The sequence below is a fragment of the Leeuwenhoekiella obamensis genome (genome assembly GCF_055391795.1).
Genome location: NZ_AP029251.1, coordinates 1,191,321 through 1,210,331, shown reverse-complemented (window position 1 = coordinate 1,210,331; position 19,011 = coordinate 1,191,321). Strand labels below are relative to the sequence as shown.

Below are 19,011 nucleotides of genomic sequence, written 5' to 3'. Positions count from 1 at the left end.
AATTAAAAATGAAAAGAGTTTTCTTAAACTTTAGAGCATTTGCATATATCACACTTGCCGCCGGTTTAATGACCGCATGTAGTACTAGCGACGATGTAAATGATGATCCTGTAAATCCAGATCCAGATGAGAGTTCACGATGGATCACAGTTGCTGCAGCAAGAATGGGTGATAATCCAGGTGATGGTAATGGCGGGACTTTGATCTATTCACTATCTAGTGAAGATGCAAAAGATCCTTCAGTTTCTATAGCGCCGTTTGATAATGGTTTTATCGTACCATCTAACAGAACAGCACGTTTACAAGCTTCAGAAGATGGTAATACTATTTTTAACATTAGCTATGCAGGTGATACCGGCGGAAATTACACAAAATACACTGTAGAAGGTGGTCAGAATTTCGTGCAAACGGGATCTGAGATCAGTATTGCGCCTTACGTAGGATCTGCACCTAGATGGATCAAATTATTTGATGGAGATCAAACAGGTGCTGCTGTTTATGTTTCAACAGAAAATCAATTTAATGATAACGGAACTCCTGAAGATGAGGCTGATGATTTCTATGAGCGCACTGAGGCAAAAATGGGAATTGTAACGTTAGATCTTCAAAACTCTCAAATTATAGAATTTCAGGAGCATAGCGTGCCACTTACTGCTGAAGAAGAAGCGCAAGGATATTATATCTCAAGAATTGATATGCCTACGCTTAACGCTGCCGGAGACAAATTATACATCGGTGCACGTTTAAGCAAGGTTGACCCAGCAACAGGAGAGCGCGACAGAGATGCAGAACTTCTTGCTGCTAAATCTATTGTTCTTGATTATCCATCATTACTTAATCCTGTAGTGATCACATCTGGTGTGGGGATTGGTAATACAAACGGTTACCGTAGCATCAATGCTTTTGAATATAATGGAAGTGTTTATCAAGCAGGGCAAAGTGATCCTCAAGGTTCTCACATCTTAAAGATCGGTGCTAACAATCAGTATGATGATTCTTACGTATTCAATCTTGACGATGCGCTAGGTGTAGATGACGCTTATATCTTGGCTTGGAGACCAGCAGCAAACGGTAAAGCGGTTCTTGCTTATCGTCATGCAGGTTCTGCAGAAGGTGTTGCAGGTGCTCAAGGATTCTTCGCACTTGTAGATCTTAATACTAAGACAGCTCAAAAAATAACAGATATTCCTTATGATCCAGATTTCTACCTTTTCCAGTATCAAGGTTTTGCGGTAAATGGCGATGAGATCTATGTTACACAGGCGCCTGTGGGACAAAACGGAAATATCTATGTAGTTAACACGGTTACAGGCGAGGTTACTAAAGGTGCCGAGCTTGTTAATGTAGAAGGCAGCCACTTTATTGGTGCATTCTAATTTAATTAGTTTTCCTTCAATTGAAAAGGCTCTCAGTTATTGAGAGCCTTTTTTTATTTTTTATTCTTTGGCTGCAGCCAAAATCTTACTCATCTGATGCTGGGATCAATCTTGCGCTTAGATCTGGTGTTTCCATATCTGCATCCAGCGGAAACATTGGACGTTTAATGTTTTTGTATCCTAATCTTTCAAGATCTTGATCTACTCCGCCAGGCGTTAATGCCATGATCCAGTCGCCACGCATGTTATATAATTCTGGTACGAGATAGCCTATTTTAACGACTACAATATCTGCTTGCGTTGGGTCAAGGCCTAGATCTGTAAAATCTTTCTTGTAGTGATATGGTTTACGCATTTTTGTCACGATCACATGAATACTTCCTACTTTTACAACCACTTCAACTTCTGCATCGCGATCTCCTTTTCTTATGGCTTCAACTGTACCTGTCAATGCTAAGGGTGGTGCATAACGATCATCAACCGCCGCACCCACCATTCCGGTTACGGTATTGCCTTCGCCTGCTTCTAGGGCTTTTGCTATAAGGTCTGGTCCGGGAATTGAAGCATAGATCAATGACGGTCCATTATCCGACTTAAATTCTGAGCGATTCAGTAATTTTTGAAGTGTCCATGTTACATCGCCAGCGCCACCAGCGGTGGGATTATCACCCATATCACTGATCATGAAAGGTTTTTTCTCGCTCTTTAAAGCCAGTTGTAAACTTTCTTCTAAAGTTCCTACGGGAGCGACAAATTCAAATTCATTGCGCACATCCCAAAATGCGTTCGCAAGCTTTTCCGCACCAGCGGTAACCTTATCTTTATCCTCGCCAGTAACCATTACCACGGCATGATTTCTAGGTTCATCTGCCCAAGCATAACCTATCCAGATCGCAGCATCAATCACACCTTCTTGATCTGCAACTTCAGGAACTTTAGCATATAGACTTTTACCAGGTTCAATGCGGGTGCTGGTTTTTTCTCCAGGAAGCAAAATGGGCACAGGAACCCAAGCTTTGTACGCGGGTTTGCCTTTTCCGTTTTCTAAACGTTCTAGCAACAAACGCACAGAACGCTCTTTAGACTCTAGCGCATCTTCATGCGGCGCCATCCTGTAACAAGTTATCAAATCACTTTCTTTAGCCAGCGTTTCTGAAACATTACCATGCAAGTCCATAGAAGTTGAGATCAAAACATCTGGACCTACAACTTCACGAATGCGTGTGATCAAATCTCCCTCTGCATCCTCAATACCTACAACGCTCATCGCACCGTGAATATCAAAGAACAAACCGTCATAAGGTTTGCCTTTTTCGAGCATTTTTAAGGTTTTTGAAACCATGCTTTCATAAGCTTCGCGTGTAACAATTCCGCCAGGAATAGATTTACCTAACAATGTAGGAATCCACTCTGCACGCTGCCTGATGTCGCTATCAGTATCAAAAAATGAATATCGATTAAAAATAGAATCACCTATACGCGCATGAAACGCAGCTTCTTCTGTTTGCGCAGGAGAAAATGTGCTTGACTCGATCCCAATACCCGCAATAGCGATACGTGGTAAATCTTTTTTTTCTTCTTGTTTTGCGCTGTCTTTACAGCTAAAAAACGTTAGAGAAATGAGTAGGAGTAGGAGAGTGGAAGTTTTCATTTGCTTTATTTTTTATCCAATCATTCTTTTGTAATGTTCTTCGTATTTGTTTTCTACAAATACTAATCTAAAAGCCTCTTTGAAATCATTGTAATCGAACTCTTTAATATCAAATATGTTTTGACCTAGGGAATGTGATTCTCTATTTATGTATCTATTAAAAGACTGAAACCTATTCTCTTTCATAATAGGTTTCTGGAAAAATGTTCCTAAATCTCGTTTCTCCACAAAATTGAAGAAATATTCAATTATGTTTCTCATACAATTGGCAATAAGTGCTGGTGATTGCTGTTCATCTTTGACAACCTGCCAATAGGATTGATAATCATTTTGAATTTCTTCATACTTCATTTCAAGAATTTGACTGCCATCATGATTTTTAATTAACCTGAACAAATTTTGATTTTCTTTTCTGCGAGTGTGATTGGTGTCGGTTAATTCGTAGAAAAAATATAAGCTATGAGTTAATATGAAAATTTGCTCATATCTATCATTTCTTAGGAATTCTTCGTGTATTAAACGTCCAATATTAAAAATGTATATGTGGGAAAGACTTGATATCGGATCATCGATTACGATTATTTTCTTTTTATCTTCTTGGTCTACACTTTTTTTACCCCTGCACATTTCAATGAAATAGAGAAAACTAATTATCATTTTCTCACCTTCACTTAGGCTTTTGAAGACTTCATTATTACCATCCTTTCTTTCTACCTTATAGAAACTTTCAGAATGCCTTACTATTTTGAAATCTTGTATTCCTAGATCTAATAAACCGTTATTTATATTCTCAATCGCCTTTTCGACATTCACTGTAAGTTTCTGCTGATCAACAATTATTTCATTTTGAGATTTTAAATAACCTAATAGTTCTTCTTCAGTTTTGTTGTATACTTCAATTTGGTCCGATAACTTTTGGTTTGCTGAATAATAAGCAGAAATAGTCTGATCATATTCCAACCGCATAATTTTCCAAAATTGTGATTTCAACTCATCAAGTGATTTATCGATATTATCAATTTTATCATTATGCTCTTTCGTCGCTTCATTAACTTTGTCAATAATCTTATCTATTTCTGTAATAATACTTGAGGTTGAGTCTAAAAATATCGATTGGCTCGGAGAATCTATTTTGTCTTCGAGAAGTGTTTTGTTTTTAGAAAATACAGCTTCTAATTCCTTGTATTTAGCATTAAACTCTTTTTTATAATCCTCTAGTTTAGGATTCTCTTCAAATTGTGATAATAAGGGAATTGACGAAACTGCATTAGTATATTCACTTTGTATTTCTTGTAATTTTGAAATATCTTTCTCGTAAGATTCATCAAAATATCCCTTTAGTTTTTCAACCAAATCTTCTGTTATTGTTTCTTCTTGACAGAAAGGACATTTTTCCTTAATCTCTATATTTTCAGGCAAATAGTTTAAACCTGTTTTAATCCAATCTGAACTACCTAATCTGGTAATAAATTCTCCCACTGTACTATTATCACTCCCAACAATTACCTTAGATAATATCTCATCAAATTCATTCTTTAAACCTTTAAAATTTATTTTAGGAACGTAAGTTAATTTCTTTGCATCTTCACCTGTCAATGACTGAATTTCTTTCTTTATTTCCTCAATAGTTTTACTCGGTTTAGTTTCTGATTTACTAATTTGGATAATATGTTCAAATAGTTTAGAACTGTTTCCTTTTAAACCAGCTAAGCAGAATTCAAAAACTCTATCACCACCTGTATATTCAGTTTTTATTTCCCATACTTTTTTCTTTGCTATATCTAAAGCATCCTTCTTTTCTTTTGAAAGATTTTCTAAATTTCTTTTATTCTGATCAAATACATTTTGAGTTTTCCTGATCTCATTTCTTGCATTTTGAATTTTCTGTTCAGCGTTCAGATTGCTCTTTGATAAGGTGAAAATTCCTTTCTGATTTTCTGATTCATAGAAATTTTCCTGAATAAATTTTTGATTATAAACTAAAACTTCATTTTCATCACTAAGCCCTTCTATGGAACAATTGATATATTTCGGGTCATCTTGATTGTAGAGATAATTAGAAATTGTACTTTTTCCTGTACCATTCAACCCATAAATTAGATTAGCTTTTCTGTCTGTCTCTAAAACTTTCAAGGTTTTGTAGCTAGCTACTCTTTCTAAGGATATTTTTTTAATCATGCATTTAATAAATTATTCAGTTTAGAAAACCATATAACTATTTCCTTATGTATAATGGCATAGATCAATACTCCACACTAAACTCCTCAAAAACACCTTCATCATCACCGGTGGCGCCGTCTTTGCGTATTTGTAAGCCCACCTTCATACCAGAAGACCACCATGCAAGATTATCGCCATTTACGCTATAGAGGTCTTCATAACTGCTGCCGTCTGTACTGAAGCTAAATGATATCGCACTAGAGTTAGTTACTTTGGCTTTAAGCCAAATTGCGCTCGCGTTTTTTAGCGGTTTTGAGTCCATCTCGATAAACATCCCGTCTTGCACTTTCCATAAGATGATCTTGTCGTCTTTTGTTCCCAGGCCGATGCTGTTGTCTTTTGTAGTGTACAGCACCAAACCTTTAAGCGCGCTATTTGTATTCACCACTTGCGTAGCAAATGTAAAATCTGAGTCGTCGGGAATCACACAAAGTACGGCGCCTGTTGGGTTTTTAGCGTCTGGTTTACTTTCAGTAAGTGTGAGGGTGCTGTTTTTAACTTTAGTCTTAAATTCACCGTTCTTGACGTTATATTTCCAGTGTTTTTTGAGTTGGCTTCCGCCAAAATCATCTTCAATATCTTTCTCTAAACGTTCACCATCAACTAGGTTTTGTTCTACATTAAAATAAGGCCAACCGGATTGCTCATCCCAATAGATCTCACTAAGCACCGCCGCACGACCTAACGATGGAAAACCTTTCGAATTATACGCATGGTATAAATAGTACCACTTGTTATCTTTTTGTACGGCAGTACCGTGACCCGGACACTTCCAGTCTGCATTGCCCACAAGTATGGGGTTTTGCTCATGCTTGACCCATGGTCCTTTCATACTTTTGGCTCTAGCCACACCCACCATATAATCACAATCTTTACCGCAACACGCGTTACCAGAATATAGCATATACAGATAATCGCCACGCTTCACGATCGCCTGACCTTCAATACCGCCACGCTCCCAGTTATCAACCTCTGCGGTAACAACGGTAAATTCTTCACCATCCAACTCCAGCAGATCATCTGAAAGTTTTGCACCTAAGATCGTAATAGGTTTATCTGGCGTTAGACCGTAAGCCTTCCATGTGATATAGGTTGTATTATTCTCTTTATACACATAGGCGTCAATGGCTTCGTCGCCCCAATCAATGATCACGCCTTTGTCTTTAAAACCTTTGGTGATATCCTTTGTAGTTGCTACTCCCACTTTAGAAACTCCGTCAGTGCCGCGAGCGGTGTAATAGCAGTAAAATGTTCCGTTGTCATAATACAATTCTGGAGCCCAGAAACTGCCCATGGTCCATTTTGGCTTTTCTTGAAAAACAGCGCTTATCAACTCCCAGTTCTTAAGGTCTGTAGATTTGTAAATAGGGTAGATAGGTGCCCAGTCGCCAGTAGTTCCTGTGGCATAATATGTTCCGTCAACCTCAATGATAGAAGGATCTGGCAGTTCTCCCGGAATTACTTGTTGCTGTTCAACTTGTGTTTGTGCACTGCTAAAAATGGGTGTTAATAGAAATATGCAAAACCCTAAAGCGTATAAAATCTTCATGTATGTTAAGTGTTTGTATCTTGTGATTTTTATGCGAATAATCGCTTAAATTTAACTTCTTTTATACCATAACCCACAAGCTAAAACGATTTTTCTGTGAATAGACGCAAATTTGTCCGTAAAACTTCTCTCACAACTTTTGCCACCATCATCGGTGCTGATATTGTTTTTGGCAACCTTATGCCCGCTGATTATAAACCACTTGCTCTGCAAGATCCAGATCCGTTTAAAATGTTTTCGCTTAATGCGGAAATGACTGTTCTCAATGATCGTCCGTGGAATATCGAGGCAAAAGCACACTTGCTTGATGAGAAAGTGACGTCTAATAAGAATATGTTCATCAGGAACAATGGTCTAATTCCGCAGGGAATTAATGCTGAAAATTGGCAGATAAAATTTGATGGAGAATCTATTCTTAACCCAAAGACATACACACTTCAGGAGTTAAAGTCAAAGTTTAAGCAATACACGTATCAACTTACATTAGAGTGTGGTGGTAACGGCAGAAGTGAGTTTGACCCACCTGCAAAAGGTAATCAATGGACGATAGGCGCTGTGTCTTGTGCAGAATGGACCGGCGTTAGACTTGCTGATGTTTTACGTGATGTGGGTGTAAAAGATGATGCTGTTTACATAGGTTATCACGCCGCAGATCTTCACTTAAGTGGCGATACCACAAAAGAGCCTATAAGTCGTGGCGTGCCGATGCAAAAGGCGTTTCAAGAAGAGACTTTGCTTGCCTTTAAAATGAACGGAGAAGACATACCGCTGGCGCATGGCTATCCTGTGCGTTTGATCGCTGGTGGCTGGCCAGCTTCGGCTTCAGGGAAGTGGATCAATGGTATAAGCATCAGGAATATTATTCATGACGGTGCAAAAATGACCGGATCTTCTTATCGCGTGCCTTGCAAAACGGTCGCTCCAGGCGAAAAGGTCGCAGACGAAGATATGTGCATCATTGAATCTATGCCGGTAAAGTCGCTGATCACGTATCCTAAGAGCGGCGCGATGATAGATTTTGGCGAAAGCCTAAACATTAGAGGTCACGCGTGGGCAGGAGAACTAGAAGTCAGCAAAATTGAATATTCTATTGATTTTGGCTCCACTTGGAAAACGTGTACACTTGAGAAACCCGCAAACCGACTAGCTTGGCAACATTTTTCGGCTACTATAAAATTCCCAAAAGAAGGCTATTATGAAGTCTGGGCTCGCGCTACAGACAGTAATGGCGTGAGTCAGCCCATGGTTTTACCCGGCTGGAATCCTAAAGGATACCTCAATAATGCAAGCCACAGAATCGCGATAAAAGTAAAATGATGCAAAAAGACAAACGGTGGATGTGGAAGTCGGGATCTCTTAGAAAAAGCATTTGGATCGCTATAGGAATTCTTGTTGTCAATGCGGTGATCGCTTTTATGCTTTTCAGCGAAAAGGACTCCGATGTCGAAACGCAAGGAGAAGAATATTCTACTGAAGGATTCATACAGATCGAAGAAAAAGATATCGTTGACGGCATACACGTTCCCACGGGTTTAAAAAATGCTGAAGGTCTTAAGGCGGTGGTGAATAATTGTACCAATTGCCATTCGGCAAAACTAGTGATGCAAAACCGCATGACCGCTGAGCGATGGGCTGCGACAATAGACTGGATGCAAGAATCACAGAATCTTTGGGATCTGGGAGAAAATGAGCAAGTGATCATTGATTATCTGGTAACCAACTATCCGCCAGAGCGTAAGGGAAGAAGGGCTAGTCTTAAAGACATTGAATGGTACGAACTTGAAGATTGATCTGCGTAACCTTTGTCACCTTCTATTTTTGAGACAAATTCTAATTTCACGGTTTTAGAAATTTGGCGAAAGCCAAAACCTATTATAATCTATGAAAAGGAAAAAGCTCATCAAAAACCTATCGTTTATTGCGGTGGTCATTATCCTTTATGTCACGGGATTACACGTGGAAGTTTTGGGATTCTTTCAACGTGGACTTCTATTTACCGGCATCATAAAGCCTGATATTGAGCAGACAATTACTTCTGAGAAGGACGAAGCTGTTTATCTCGAGGACGTGAATTTTAAAATGCGCGACGAAAACGCCCAAACCGTAAATCTGCAAGATCTAGAAGGTAAGATCGTTTTCTTGAATTTCTGGGCAACGTGGTGCCCGCCGTGTGTCGCAGAAATGCCAGGTATTCAAAACGTTTATGAAGAAATAGGAGATGACGTGGTTTTTGTGCTAGTTGCTTTTAATGAAGATTTCAAAACAGCCCAAGATTTCAAAGCCAGAAAAGACTATGATTTCCCTATTTTTCAACCATTAGAAAACCCATCAGGAATCTTAAGTACGGGTAGTTTGCCATCTACTTTTGTTTTTGATAAAAGCGGTAAAGCTGTGCTTAAACATACGGGTATGGCAGATTATGATAATGCTAAATTCAAGGAGTTTTTAAGATCGTTGATGTGATTTTTTCGCTGCAGCGAAAAGAAAAAAGCATTAAAAAATCCCACAACTATTGCGGGATCGTTCATGTTTAAATTTCGCCGAAAGGCTACTGAGAAGATTGTTCAGGCTCAGAAGGTTTTGTCAAAACATCGTCGTCTTCCTCAAGCCAGTATAGTTTCTTTAATTCGCGCTTGATCTTGATGATACGCACAAGACCGATGATAAAAATGATAGGAGCGATGCCAACGAGCACAAAACCTATCTCTTTGATTTCGATAAGCAGATCGAGCTTAATGATTGCAAATCCGGAACTCATCAACACAATAAAGGTTCTAAAATACGCCAAGAACGTGCGCTCATTAGCAAGGCGTGTTCTGTCTAGCGCTAAACGGTCTGACAGTCTACGTTGCCTGGTAGCTTTGCTGGCGTCTCTGTTTTTTCTTTTTGTGAATCTGCCCATCAAACCAAAAATAAGAAAAGCGCTCGTTGTATTAAGCGCTTTTAATTTTTTATAAGGTTAATATTTTCATTCAGTTATCTCAAAAACGTATTTTCCAGAACTTAAATTATAAACAAAACCTTGTGACCAATCATCATGAGCAGATGTGCTTTTACCATCAACCAAGCGCACATCTTTACCCATTAAAATAACGGTCGCTGTGCTGTTTGGTGGGATTTCGCAGGTATATTTTGTTCGGTTGCCATTCTTTTCCCAAGAAGAAGTGATCTTGCCATAAGGGCCAGTATGCTGTGCAGTGAAATTATCCAGACCCGCAACAATATTCGGTTTTAAGATAACATTCTTGAAACCAGGTTTGCTCTCATCTGGTAAAATCCCGCCAAGACCTTTGTACATCCAAGCGCCCACAGCGCCAAACATAATATGATTAAGCGAGATGTCGCTCTTAGAATCAATATCCCAATTCTCATAAAGCGTGGTCGCACCATTCTTGATCCACCAGCCCCATGAAGGATAGGTGTCTTGCGTAGCGATTCTATAAGCTACGTCAGCGTGGTTATTTTCGCTTAAAGCGCCAAGAATAGATTTTGTACCCAGTAATCCCACATTAAGATGATAATCGTCTTCGGCAACGCGTTTTGCAAGGTTGTCGGCTACTTTTTGCTTAAGATCCTCAGGAACAATGCCCCAATATAATGGCGCGCTGAGTTCTGTTTGAAACCCGCTGCCGTAGATACCTGTTTCGGTATTAAGGTATTTTTTGTTTATCGCAGTTTTGATGTTTTCGGCAAGCGCGGAGTATTTTTCAAAATCCTTTTGATTGTCAAAATGTTTTGCGGCTTTCGCCAAAATGCTTGCGTCCACATAGTAGTAAATCGAGGAGGTAAGTTCTTTAGGCGTTACATCTGCCACCGGAACCCAATCGCCCAATCCCAAATCTGTCAAACCGCCATCATAGCTAATGGCCGTGATATGGTCAACATATTTTTTTAAGGGTTTGTACATCTTATGAAGCGTTCGGTCGTCGCCATAAAACTGGTATAATTCCCATGGAATGATAGCAATCGTACTCGTCCAGTCTGGCCCGTTGCCCCAATCATAACCCCAGCCGCCCCAAGTAGGAATTATAGAAGGAAGCACACCGTTAGGCTTTTGCTCATCGCAATGATCTGCCATCCATTTTTCATAAACGGTAATGGCATCAAAATTATAAAGTCCGGTTTCTACGTTAATGTGAGCATCGCCCGTCCAGCCGTTTTTTTCACGCTGCGGACAATCGGTAGGATATCCAAAAAGATTAGAAAGATAAGCAGCATTAGTTGCGCTCCAGATCTTGTTCAAGATTTCGTTAGACGAATTGATCTTCCCGATAGGTTCAACATCGCTATGCATGAATTCACCTTTCAGGCTTTTCTGCGTAAGCGCAATAGGTTTTTCACTTTTCACCTCCACATATTGAAAACCTTTGTAGTTGAATTTTGGCATAAAGGTTTCTTCATTTCCGCTTAGCGTGTAAATATCGGTTTGAAAAGGATCTAGCGTGTCTTTAGGACGATAATGCACATCAATGTTTGAAAGGTCGATATTGCCTGTGCTGTCCAGTCTTTCAGCATGTGTTACCCAAACGCGAGAACCTTTTTCACCTTTTAGCGTAAGCTTAGAAACCCCAGAAATATTCTTACCCAGATCAAACAGATATTTCTTATCGCTAAACTTCTCCATGTTTACCGGCTCAATTTCCTCAACATTGCGAATGGGAACCATGGCCTGTGCGGTTATATTTTTAGAAGGAGCATTCACGGTAATTGCATTTTGCCAATCTGTGTCATCAAAACCGGGAGAATCCCAACCTTTGATTTCTTTAGTGGCATCATAATGTTCGGCGGTGTAAATACTATTGAAAATTACCGGACTCAAGGCTGTTTTCCAAGAATCGTCTGTGCTTATCGTTTCTGAAGTTCCATCGCTATAATCTAACTTGATATTCATGCAAAAACGAGGTCTTGCACGCCATCCTGCTTTGTCAAAATTCCATACAGCCGTAGATTGATGATTGTACCAGCCGTTGCCCAGCAAAACTCCCATAGCGATATCTTTTTCTTGAAATTGACTTGTTACATCATATGTGACATACAAATTCCGGCGGTCAAAACGTGTGTAAATAGGATCAAGGCGATGATTGCCTACTTTTTTACCGTTTAAGTAGAATTCATAAAGTCCTGCAGCTGTGATATAGGCACGAGCTTTAATCACTTGTTTTTCGGTTTTGATTTCTCTTCTAAAATAGGGCGCAGGCTTCAGGTTTACATCATTCACATCAGTGATCCATTTGCCATCCCAATTTTTCTCCTGCATCATTCCGGTTTCAAAAGAAGCGATCTTCATTTTGCTTTCCGCGGAAGCGACTTTAACCTTGACGCCCCAATAATATTTTGTGAACGGTTCTAATGGTTCGCCATCAAAAACCACAAGATTGCGAGAAGAAGACTCCATCATATTCCATGTTTTTGCGGTCTCATTTGCCACGGCAGCAGAATCTTTGTCTACATAAATATGAAAAGCGCTCTGTTGTATCTGGCTGTCGCCGGAATTGATCCTAAATGTAAATCGAGGCTCTTTTGTATCTAAGCCAATAGGATTCTCTAGATACTCTGTTTTAAGGTCATAAACTTCTATTTCTGGCGGATTTTCACAAGAAATAGGAAAGATTGAGACAGCAATTAACAGCAGAATAAGATGATGAATCTTCATGGAATTTACCTTTTTGATCGAAAAGTGTTAAAGATACATCATAAAGAGTAAAACGTTTAACGCCTTGGAATTGCGCGCTATTACTGCTCTTTTAATAATTGTGAGTGTAATAATATTTTAACAATATTATTCGTAAATTAATAAGGCTTTGATTAGCGTATTCTCACTTAAACACCCCAATATTATGAAGAATGTAATTTACCCTCTCGCATTATTAGTCATTTTAATCACTTTTAGCTCTAGCGATACAAAGCCAGAAGAAGCAAAAATTCTAGGCGCATGGGAGTTAGTCGACTTTTATTTTTATGAAAATAACGAAGTAAGCGACACCGTGATCCCAACAGAAGGATATAGGCAAGTAAAAATGTACACTAAAGATCGTGTGATGTGGACGCGTTCTGCTCCTGTAGATTCTACAGAGTGGTTTGGTTACGGTCGTTACATCACCACAGATGATCGATTGATCGAAACGCTAGAATATGGTTCAAACTCTATGATGCAGATCATTGACACGATGCGCATGTTCACGTTTGAATTGCAAATAGATAAAGATCATTTTAGACAAATAACCCTAGATGAAAACGGAAATAGATTCTCGTCTGAAAACTATAAAAGGATAGATCAATAATTACTTTTTCTTTTCGATCGCTTCAACTTCTTCAAGGGTTACCATTTTTGCAGTGTTACCCCAAGAGTTGAAAATATAGTTTGCTACGTCGCGAACTTCTTCCTCATATAAACCGGGATCTGGCATAGGCGTTTGATAAGAATTACCGTTAACGGTGATCTTTTCAGAAAGGCCATATTTTATCGCCTTAATGCTAAGCTCTCGGTTTTTCTTTATAAAATCTGACTTTGCCAGCGGGGGATATACATTTTCTAATCCTTCGCCTGTAGCCATATGACATTGCAGGCAGAAGTCTTTATACACTTCTGCACCGCGTTGCATACTTTCTTTAAGTTCTTTATTCTCTTGTTGAAGTATAGTGTATGATGTGTCTTCTTTTGGGTTAAACCCAAAAAATAACATACCGCAAACTCCAATAATTACCGTGAATATCTTCATTACTTAGCGATTAGCTTAACGATACCAAGACCTTCAACACCTACATAGATATAACCATCTGGCGCTTGACGCACGTTTCTTACACGACCTACACCATCAATAAGTTTTTCTCTTTTTACAACTTCTTCACCATCAAGATAATCTGCTTCTAGGTATAAGAACTTAAGCGAACCCGTCAATAAATGTCCTTTTAATTCTGGGTATTTATCACCTGTTACAAAAGTCATCCCGCTAGGTGCGATAGATGGTAACCAGTAATAAACTGGCTGTTCCATGTTAGGTCTAGCAGTTTCGTCTGTGATTTTTGTACCGCTGTAGTTAATACCATAAGTGATCACTGGCCAACCGTAGTTTGCGCCTTTTTTGATCACGTTAATTTCGTCACCACCCATTGGCCCATGCTCATGCTCCCAGATCTCACCGGTTTCTGGGTGAACCGCCATACCTTGTGGATTACGGTGACCATAAGACCAGATCGCTTTTTTAGCATTTGGCTCGTTGTAAAACGGGTTATCCTGCGGAATGCTACCGTCATAATTTAAGCGATAAACTTTACCGTTGTCTCTTGTAATATCTTGTGGATTCACATCGCGATCACCACGCTCACCAGCAGAGAAATATACATGACCAGCATCGTCAAAAACTATTCTACTTCCAAAGTGTTGCCCCTTTGTAGTATTAGGCCCAGCTTTATAAAGCACTTCTACATTGCTCAAAGTCGTACCGTCAAGTTTTGCACGCATTAAAGCGGTGTTAGCACCTTTTTCTTCACCTTCAGGAGAAGCGAATGTAAAATAGATCCAACCTGTATTTTCATAATCTGGATGCAATTTTATGTCTAGAAGTCCACCCTGACCACGGCTAGAAATTTCAGGAAGGCCCGTGATGTTCGTTTTTGTTCCGTTTTTAAAATGGATGAGTTCACCACCTTTTTCTGTGATAAGAATGCTACCATCCGGTAAAAAATCCATTCCCCATGGGTTTGTAAGGTCAGACACCACAACTTCATGTGTGTATTTGTCAGAAACCGTGATAGGAACATCATTTTCTTTTACTTGTTCTACATTCTGTGCGCATGCAGAGCTAATAACTATAGAACTTAGCGCAACGATAGTATGCTTTATATTCATGGTGATGGTTTTTCTCATTGGCCCGAAAATTAAGGTTTTTCCAGCAATTAATGTGTTTTGATTTGGCTGCAGCCAAAATAAATCTGCTATCCGCCTGATTTTGACGATTGATAATTTAAGACTGTATTCATTACTGATTTAGGATTGGAGTAGGGCAACTTTTGGCGAAAGCCTAAAAAAAATAGCTTTACTAGCTGTGAGATTAATTTGAATTACCTTTAAAGACCAATCCTCATGTATGAAAAACATTTTTACCCTAATTGCTTTGCTTGTGATTCAGGTGGCGAGCGCGCAATTTCTTACTGATAAAAAGAATGTGTCGTCTCAAGATGGCTTCTTTAAATTCTATTATAATGACGATGAAGGGAAGCTGTTTCTTGAAGTCCCACAAGATAAGATCGATGCAGAATTCATCTACGTTCATTCTTTAAAAAGTGGCCTTGGTTCTAATGATATTGGGTTAGATCGCGGTCAGCTGGGCGGAACTTCAATCGTGAAGTTCATCAAAGCAGGCAATAAATTATTGCTGCTAGAACCTAATCAAAAATACCGCGCCGTCACTGATAATGCGGCCGAAAAGAGATCAATTGAGCAGGCCTTTGGGAAATCAATTCTGTATGGATTTAAGATCGAAGAAACTAAGGATAAAAAATACTTGGTCGATCTCACTGATTTTCTTCTGGAAGATGCTCACGGGATAATTTCTACCTTAAAAAGAGCAAAAGAGGGCACGTATAAAATTGATAAAAATAAGAGTGCCATTGCCATGGAAAATACCAAGGCGTTCCCTAAAAACACGGAGTTTGAATCGTGGATCACACTCACAGGAGAACCCACAGGAAAACTAGTACGCACCGTAGTTCCTGATGCAAACAATATTACTGTTCTGCAGCATTTTAGCTTTGTAGAATTACCAGAATCAGGATTTGAGCCTCGTGAATTTGATCCAAGAAGTGGATCTTTCTCTATTAGTTATGCTGATTATTCTTCGCCGGTTTATGAACCTATTGAGAAAAGATTTATCACAAGACATCGCCTAGAGAAGAAGAATCCAGAAGCTGCGGTGAGTGAAGCCGTTGAACCCATTATTTATTATCTCGATCCAGGAACTCCAGAACCTGTGCGCTCTGCTTTGATAGAAGGCGCTAGTTGGTGGAATCAAGCTTACGAAGCTATTGGTTATAAAGATGCTTTTCAGGTAAAAATGTTGCCAGAAGGCGCAGATATGATGGATTTGCGATACAATGTCATACAATGGGTGCATAGAAGTACGCGCGGCTGGAGTTATGGCGCCAGCGTTACAGATCCTCGTACGGGCGAGATCATTAAAGGGCATGTAAGTTTAGGAAGTTTAAGAATTCGTCAGGATTTTATGATCGCACAAGCCATGATGAACAAACCGTTTGCAGATTCTGATGAGAATTATCAACCCATGCTAGATTTGGCTCTAGCCAGAATACGACAATTAGGTGCACATGAAGTGGGACATACATTAGGTTTTGCACACAATTTTGCCGCAAGTGTAAGCAACAGAGCTTCAGTGATGGATTATCCACATCCTACTTTGACGCTTAAGGATGGTGAAGTAGATTTTAGCAACGCTTATGACACAGGAATAGGCGAGTGGGACAAGATCACGGTGGCGTACAGTTACAGCGATATCCCAAAAGGTGAGCAAACAAAAACCTTTCTTGATTCTATTTTAAATAGCGCTCAAGAGCAAAATCTACAATTTATCTCTGATGCAGATGCTCGCGCTGCGAGTGGCGCACATCCAGATGCGCATCTTTGGGATAACGGTGCAGACGCGGCGCAGGAGTTAAAAGATGTTTTGGCTTTACGCCAAAAAGCTATCCAGAATTTCTCGCTAGATAACATCAGAACTGGCGAGCCGTATACGGTTTTAGAAGATGTATTTGTGCCTTTATATTTTTACCATCGTTATCAAACGGAAGCCGCGGTAAAATCTGTTGGTGGAGTAGATTATCGCTATGCGGTAAAAGGCGATATGCAGAAAAAGCCAATGATCTTGCTTTCGCCAAAAGAACAAAAAACTGCTCTTGATGCTGTTTTATCTACGCTTCAAGCAGAAAATCTTGCGATCCCAAAAGATAAATTAGATCTTTTTCCGCCTAGAGCGTACGGCTACGGAAGCACCAGAGAAAGTTTTAAAGGTAAAACCGGGATAACCTTTGATCCACTTGCTGCTGCTGAAACTGCAAGCGACATGACACTTACATTTTTGCTTAATCCAGAGCGCATGAATCGTATCGTGGCGAATCATGGGATGGATGACAAGCAATTCTCTGCTAAAGAAGTGATCAACGAACTTATTAAAGAAACATTTGAAGTAAAGCAAAAAGACAGTTATCTTGTAGAAGTTCAACAAACTATAAATTCACAAGTGGTAAGACATCTTAAGAATTTGTTTGTTCATAAAAATGCAACTCCGCAGGTAAAGGCAGAAGCGATGAGCGGTTTGCTTAAGATCGCAGGTCTTGAAAATGAGAATATGGCTTACGCTAAATATTTAAAATATGATATCGCTCAATTTCTAGAGCATCCAGAAAAATTTGAAAGTATACCATCGCCAAAAATACCAGATGGTTCACCAATAGGCACCTACCAATGCATCAATCCCAAGTTTTAACTTCAGAAGAAATAATTGAAAAACTGCCGTATTCAAAACCATTTTTGTTTGTAGACGCAATAGATGAGATCAAAGACGATTACATAGAAGGTCATTATACCTTCCCGACAGACTCTTATTTTTATGAGGGACATTTTGTGGGGAATCCTGTTACGCCAGGCGTAATTCTTACAGAATGTATGGCACAAATAGGTTTAGTTTGCCTTGGTATTAATATTCTTGCAGCTAAGGATTATGACCTTAAATCTAATGCGATGGTCGCAATGTGCGAAACTAACGTGCAGTTTTTAGCTCCTGTTTATCCTGATGAAAAAGTTATTGTAAAATCTGAATTACAATACTTTAGAATGCATAAGTTAAAGTGTACAGTTAATCTTTATAGAGCTAATGGCGAAAAAGCGTGTAAAGGCACACTATCAGGAATGCTAATTCCTAGCAAATGAAAAATAGAGTAGTAGTTACAGGTTTAGGCATTTGTGCTCCTAACGGCACCACCATTTCAGAGTTAACTGATGCACTTAAATCAGGTAAGAGTGGAATTCGGTTTTTTAGCGAACTTGAAGAACTTAATTTTTCTTGTCAAATAGGAGGGATGCCGCTTGTTTCAGAAAAGCAAAAAGAGCAATATTTCACACCGCTTGAACTTCGTAATTTTAATAGTGCTGGTATTCTTTATGGCGTTATTGCAGGAATGCAAGCCTGGGAAGACGCAGGCTTAGAGATCAATAAAGAGACTTGTGATTATGACAGCGGATCCATTTTTGGTTCCGGGTCATTGGGTGTGGATAAATTTCGCGAAAGCGTTTATAAAGTAGATGCTGGTAAAGTTAGACGTCTGGGAAGTACGAGCGTGCAACAAACCATGAGCAGCGGCGTGAGCGCATATCTGGGCGGTAAAATTGGTTTAGGAAATATTGTCACAACTAATTCTTCTGCCTGCACAACAGGAACAGAAGCGGTTTACCTTGCGTATGAGCGCATTAAAAACGGAAAAGCAAAACGCATGCTCGCCGGTAGCACAAGCGATGGCGGACCTTATGTTTGGGGAGGCTTTGACGCCTTGCGAATTCTTCCATCCAAGTTTAATGATAATCCTGAAGCTGCGAGTAAACCTATGGATGCAGAGGCGCAGGGTTTTGTGCCGGGATGTGGTGCTGGAGCGCTTGTTTTAGAAAGTCTGGAATCTGCAGAGGCGCGTGGAGCAACTATTTATGCAGAGATCTTGGGTGGCGATGTGAATAACGGCGGTCAGCGTGATGGAGGTACAATGACAGCGCCTAATCCGCATGCGGTAAAGCGTTGTATACAAAATGCTTTGGCTGATGCCGAAATTAACCCTTCAGAGATCGATCTTATTAACGGTCATCTCACAGCAACAACAAAAGATGGTCTTGAGGTTTTAAATTGGTCTGAGACGTTAGAAAGAAAGGGAAAAAACTTCCCGTATATCAATTCAATTAAAGGAATGACAGGGCATTGTCTTGCCGCTGCCGGAAGTATAGAATGTGTCGCTTCGGTGATACAATTAAAGGAGCAATTTATTTTCCCAAATATAAATCTAGAGAATCTGCATCCAGAAATCGCAGAATGCATTGATCCAGAAAAAGCTCCGAAGGAATATCTTGAAACTGAAATTACGACTTTGGCGAAAGCCAGTTTTGGCTTTGGAGATGTTAATTGTTGTATTGTTTTTAGAAAATTCTAACTTAGGCGACA

The 19,011-nt window shown here is 39.5% G+C and carries 15 protein-coding genes; 8 read left to right on the top strand and 7 right to left on the bottom strand.

The genetic code is table 11. The annotated features are described in order from the left end of the window. Positions 1-8 precede the first annotated feature (8 nt). Positions 9-1,376 (top strand): hypothetical protein, encoded by a 1,368-nt coding sequence (locus tag ACZ5L8_RS05385; RefSeq protein ID WP_464440259.1) that lies wholly within the window; start codon positions 9-11, stop codon positions 1,374-1,376. An 85-nt stretch (positions 1,377-1,461) separates the two neighbouring features. Here ACZ5L8_RS05385 and ACZ5L8_RS05380 read toward each other — a convergent pair whose 3' ends face one another. The 3 genes from ACZ5L8_RS05380 to ACZ5L8_RS05370 form a co-directional block, all read right to left on the bottom strand. Beyond that, positions 1,462-3,027, bottom strand: coding sequence for a M81 family metallopeptidase (locus ACZ5L8_RS05380; protein ID WP_464440258.1), 1,566 nt, complete (start codon positions 3,025-3,027; stop codon positions 1,462-1,464). A 12-nt stretch (positions 3,028-3,039) separates the two neighbouring features. Then, positions 3,040-5,205 (bottom strand): AAA family ATPase, encoded by a 2,166-nt coding sequence (locus tag ACZ5L8_RS05375; protein ID WP_464440257.1) that lies wholly within the window; start codon positions 5,203-5,205, stop codon positions 3,040-3,042. Between the two features lie 64 nt (positions 5,206-5,269). Continuing rightward, positions 5,270-6,796, bottom strand: coding sequence for a glycoside hydrolase family 43 protein (locus ACZ5L8_RS05370; protein ID WP_464440256.1), 1,527 nt, complete (start codon positions 6,794-6,796; stop codon positions 5,270-5,272). Between the two features lie 96 nt (positions 6,797-6,892). Between ACZ5L8_RS05370 and ACZ5L8_RS05365 the strand changes: the two genes are divergently transcribed. The 3 genes from ACZ5L8_RS05365 to ACZ5L8_RS05355 all read left to right on the top strand — a co-directional run bounded on the left by ACZ5L8_RS05365 (position 6,893) and on the right by ACZ5L8_RS05355 (position 9,259). Further along, a complete protein-coding gene (locus ACZ5L8_RS05365) occupies positions 6,893-8,113 on the top strand; it encodes a sulfite oxidase (protein WP_464440255.1) in 1,221 nt (406 codons plus the stop codon). Further along, positions 8,110-8,586, top strand: a complete 477-nt coding sequence (locus tag ACZ5L8_RS05360; RefSeq protein WP_464440254.1) for a monoheme cytochrome C — start codon at positions 8,110-8,112, stop codon at positions 8,584-8,586. The genes ACZ5L8_RS05365 and ACZ5L8_RS05360 overlap by 4 nt, the downstream gene beginning before the upstream one ends. A 91-nt stretch (positions 8,587-8,677) precedes the next feature. Next, positions 8,678-9,259, top strand: coding sequence for a TlpA family protein disulfide reductase (locus ACZ5L8_RS05355; protein WP_464440253.1), 582 nt, complete (start codon positions 8,678-8,680; stop codon positions 9,257-9,259). A gap of 85 nt (positions 9,260-9,344) precedes the next feature. Here the strand turns inward: ACZ5L8_RS05355 and ACZ5L8_RS05350 are convergent, their stop codons facing one another. Together ACZ5L8_RS05350 and ACZ5L8_RS05345 are read right to left on the bottom strand one after the other, a co-directional pair. Further along, positions 9,345-9,698: a DUF202 domain-containing protein gene (locus ACZ5L8_RS05350; protein ID WP_464440252.1), complete on the bottom strand. Its 354-nt coding sequence runs from the start codon at positions 9,696-9,698 to the stop codon at positions 9,345-9,347. Positions 9,699-9,764: 66 nt separating this feature from the next. Continuing rightward, the gene (locus ACZ5L8_RS05345) at positions 9,765-12,449 is read right to left on the bottom strand and encodes an alpha-L-rhamnosidase (protein ID WP_464440251.1); all 2,685 of its coding nucleotides are present in this window, start codon (positions 12,447-12,449) and stop codon (positions 9,765-9,767) included. Between the two features lie 184 nt (positions 12,450-12,633). Between ACZ5L8_RS05345 and ACZ5L8_RS05340 the strand changes: the two genes are divergently transcribed. Next, positions 12,634-13,077: a hypothetical protein gene (locus ACZ5L8_RS05340; RefSeq protein ID WP_464440250.1), complete on the top strand. Its 444-nt coding sequence runs from the start codon at positions 12,634-12,636 to the stop codon at positions 13,075-13,077. On the opposite strand, the gene ACZ5L8_RS05335 is transcribed toward ACZ5L8_RS05340, so the two are convergent. Further along, the gene (locus ACZ5L8_RS05335; RefSeq protein ID WP_464440249.1) at positions 13,078-13,515 is read right to left on the bottom strand and encodes a c-type cytochrome; all 438 of its coding nucleotides are present in this window, start codon (positions 13,513-13,515) and stop codon (positions 13,078-13,080) included. Continuing rightward, positions 13,515-14,645 carry a PQQ-dependent sugar dehydrogenase gene (locus ACZ5L8_RS05330; protein WP_464440920.1) on the bottom strand — a complete coding sequence of 377 codons (1,131 nt, stop codon included), beginning with the start codon at positions 14,643-14,645 and terminating at the stop codon, positions 13,515-13,517. The genes ACZ5L8_RS05335 and ACZ5L8_RS05330 overlap by 1 nt, the downstream gene beginning before the upstream one ends. Positions 14,646-14,883: 238 nt before the next feature. Here ACZ5L8_RS05330 and ACZ5L8_RS05325 point away from each other — a divergent pair, with 238 nt between their 5' ends. Genes ACZ5L8_RS05325 through ACZ5L8_RS05315 form a run of 3 tightly spaced genes read left to right on the top strand, consistent with a single transcriptional unit; the run spans position 14,884 to position 19,000 of the window. Further along, positions 14,884-17,295: a zinc-dependent metalloprotease gene (locus tag ACZ5L8_RS05325; RefSeq protein ID WP_464440248.1), complete on the top strand. Its 2,412-nt coding sequence runs from the start codon at positions 14,884-14,886 to the stop codon at positions 17,293-17,295. Further along, entirely contained in the window at positions 17,274-17,738 is a 465-nt protein-coding gene (locus ACZ5L8_RS05320; RefSeq protein WP_464440247.1) for a 3-hydroxyacyl-ACP dehydratase FabZ family protein, read from the top strand. The genes ACZ5L8_RS05325 and ACZ5L8_RS05320 overlap by 22 nt, the downstream gene beginning before the upstream one ends. Further along, positions 17,735-19,000: a beta-ketoacyl-[acyl-carrier-protein] synthase family protein gene (locus tag ACZ5L8_RS05315; protein WP_464440246.1), complete on the top strand. Its 1,266-nt coding sequence runs from the start codon at positions 17,735-17,737 to the stop codon at positions 18,998-19,000. Before ACZ5L8_RS05320 ends, ACZ5L8_RS05315 begins: the two co-directional genes overlap by 4 nt. Positions 19,001-19,011 lie beyond the last annotated feature (11 nt).

Bases quoted from the DNA above. Each gene is read 5' to 3' on its own strand.
- ACZ5L8_RS05375 (WP_464440257.1), bottom strand. From the start codon at position 5,205: ATGATTAAAAAAATATCCTTAGAAAGAGTAGCTAGCTACAAAACCTTG.
- ACZ5L8_RS05360 (WP_464440254.1), top strand. From the start codon at position 8,110: ATGATGCAAAAAGACAAACGGTGGATGTGGAAGTCGGGATCTCTTAGA.
- ACZ5L8_RS05350 (WP_464440252.1), bottom strand. From the start codon at position 9,698: ATGGGCAGATTCACAAAAAGAAAAAACAGAGACGCCAGCAAAGCTACC.
- ACZ5L8_RS05325 (WP_464440248.1), top strand. From the start codon at position 14,884: ATGAAAAACATTTTTACCCTAATTGCTTTGCTTGTGATTCAGGTGGCG.
- ACZ5L8_RS05370 (WP_464440256.1), bottom strand. From the start codon at position 6,796: ATGAAGATTTTATACGCTTTAGGGTTTTGCATATTTCTATTAACACCC.
- ACZ5L8_RS05330 (WP_464440920.1), bottom strand. From the start codon at position 14,645: ATGAATATAAAGCATACTATCGTTGCGCTAAGTTCTATAGTTATTAGC.
- ACZ5L8_RS05335 (WP_464440249.1), bottom strand. From the start codon at position 13,515: ATGAAGATATTCACGGTAATTATTGGAGTTTGCGGTATGTTATTTTTT.
- ACZ5L8_RS05315 (WP_464440246.1), top strand. From the start codon at position 17,735: ATGAAAAATAGAGTAGTAGTTACAGGTTTAGGCATTTGTGCTCCTAAC.
- ACZ5L8_RS05320 (WP_464440247.1), top strand. From the start codon at position 17,274: ATGCATCAATCCCAAGTTTTAACTTCAGAAGAAATAATTGAAAAACTG.
- ACZ5L8_RS05340 (WP_464440250.1), top strand. From the start codon at position 12,634: ATGAAGAATGTAATTTACCCTCTCGCATTATTAGTCATTTTAATCACT.
- ACZ5L8_RS05380 (WP_464440258.1), bottom strand. From the start codon at position 3,027: ATGAAAACTTCCACTCTCCTACTCCTACTCATTTCTCTAACGTTTTTT.
- ACZ5L8_RS05355 (WP_464440253.1), top strand. From the start codon at position 8,678: ATGAAAAGGAAAAAGCTCATCAAAAACCTATCGTTTATTGCGGTGGTC.
- ACZ5L8_RS05345 (WP_464440251.1), bottom strand. From the start codon at position 12,449: ATGAAGATTCATCATCTTATTCTGCTGTTAATTGCTGTCTCAATCTTT.
- ACZ5L8_RS05385 (WP_464440259.1), top strand. From the start codon at position 9: ATGAAAAGAGTTTTCTTAAACTTTAGAGCATTTGCATATATCACACTT.